This is a genomic window from Rhodoferax sp. RT5P35 (assembly GCF_056521385.1).
Genome location: NZ_JBWMAX010000057.1, coordinates 1 through 1,833, shown reverse-complemented (window position 1 = coordinate 1,833; position 1,833 = coordinate 1). Strand labels below are relative to the sequence as shown.

The 1,833-nt window shown below is 70.9% G+C and carries 2 protein-coding genes; both read right to left on the bottom strand.

The genetic code is table 11. From position 1 onward, the window contains the following. A partial coding sequence (locus AC097L_RS23490) for a type 2 periplasmic-binding domain-containing protein (protein WP_479589153.1) occupies positions 1-476 on the bottom strand: 476 nt, incomplete at its 3' end. Continuing rightward, positions 473-1,833: sensor histidine kinase (locus AC097L_RS23485; protein WP_479589152.1), on the bottom strand; the 1,361-nt coding region annotated here is incomplete at its 5' end. The genes AC097L_RS23490 and AC097L_RS23485, both read right to left, overlap by 4 nt.

Below are 1,833 nucleotides of genomic sequence, written 5' to 3'. Positions count from 1 at the left end.
TCTTGGCTGCCGATGGAGCCGCCTGCGCCAAAAATCAGCCGGTTCGGGTCTTTGCGCAGCGCCTCCAGCAATTGCGCCAGGCTGCGCCACGGTGCATCCTGGCGCACCACCACCACGCCGTAGTCGGTGCCCAGCGCGGCCAGCCAGCGCACGTCGGCCGCGCTGTACCGGCCAAACCGGCCCTGCACCAGGTTGAGCCAAGTGCCGCTGGAGAACGCCACCACTGTCTGCGCCTCGGCTGGCCGCAGGGCCACGGTGCTGTGCAAGGCCATCGCGCCTATGCAGCCGGGCTGGTAGTCGATGGCGATGGGCGTGCGGGTCTGGCCTGCGGCCTGCAGCATGTCGCGCAGCAATTGGCAGGTCAGATCAAAACCGCCGCCGCCCTTGGCCGGGGCGATGCAGCGCGCGCCTTCGGGCAGCCCGGCGTGGGCTGCGGTTGCCAGCAGGGTCGCCAGGAGGAGCCAGCGGCGCTTCATCGCGTGGGCCACTCCAGAATGGCGCAGACACCGGGCGTGCCAGTCTCCAGCCGCAGTTGTCCGCCATGCCGCTCCAGCACCGAGCGCGCAATCGCCAGGCCCAAACCCGAACCCCGGCTGCCCCGGCTTTTGGCAAAGCGCTGGCCCAGCCGGGGGGCGATGGCGGGGTCGATGCCGGGGCCGTCGTCGCGCACGCGCAACTGGTAGCTCCCAGCCTCGGCCTGTGCCTCCAGCGTCACCACGCCGTGGGCGCGGCCATGCTGCAAGGCGTTGTGGGCAATGTTCAGCAGCGCTTGGTGCAGCAGAGCGCGGTCGCCCTGGGCGGGTAGCGGCGTGCCGGGCACATCCACGCCCAGGTCGATGCCGCGCGTGCGGGCCAGCGGCAGCAACTCCAGCGCCACCGCGCGGGCCAGCTCGGCCAGGTCGAACGGCTCCCAGTGCGGCTGGGCGGCATCGCTGCGGGCCAGGGCCAGCAGCTGGTTGGTGGCGCGCACGGCGTGGTCCAGCGCGTCGGACAGGGCTTGCAACGCCAGTTGGCGCTGTGCCGGGTCGGGTTCGCGCAGCAGATAGTCGAGCTGGGCGCGCAGCACCGCCAGCGGCGTGCGCAGCTGGTGCGAGGCATCGTCGATAAAGCCCCTGCGCTGCTCCACCAGGGCTTCGGTGCGGGCGATTTGCTGGTTTACCGCATCCACCAGCGGCAGCAGGTCGCGCGGCAAATCAGCCGTGGGCAGGGGGCGCAGGTCATCGGGGGCGCGGGCCTGGGTGTGCCGCGCCACCCGGGCCATGGGGCGCAGGGCCAGGTACAGGCCCAGCACCACCAGCGCGCCCACCGCCAGCAAGAACGCGGCATCGCGCAGCACGGCGTGGCGCACAAAGCGGTGGGTGAACTGCTCGCGCGAGGTGGTGCTTTCGGCCACCTGGATCACCAGCAAGGTCTGCCCTGCCGCCGGTTGCAGCGGCTCCAGCGTGCGCTGGTACGCGCCCACGCGCACGGTCTCGCCAAAGTAGCTGGCATCAAAAAACTGCGGTACGCCAATGCGCAGCGGCTGGGGCGGCGCGGGCAGGTCGGTGTGGCCGATCTCCACCCGGCCATCGTCGGTGGCCACACGAAAGTACACATTGCCGGTGGCGGTGAGCTGGAAAAACTCGAACAGCCGGTACGGCAGCTCCACCGCCAGCCCGCCCGAGGCGGTGGATACGTGCAGGTCCAGCGCCTTGATGGCCCCGAGCAGGGAGCGGTCGTAGACCGCATTGGCCGAGGCCACGGCATCCACGCGGGTCAGCCACAGGCTGGTGGCGGTGGCCACGGCCAGGGTGGGCAGCAGCAGTGCCAGCAGGCGGAATTTAAGGCTGGCTT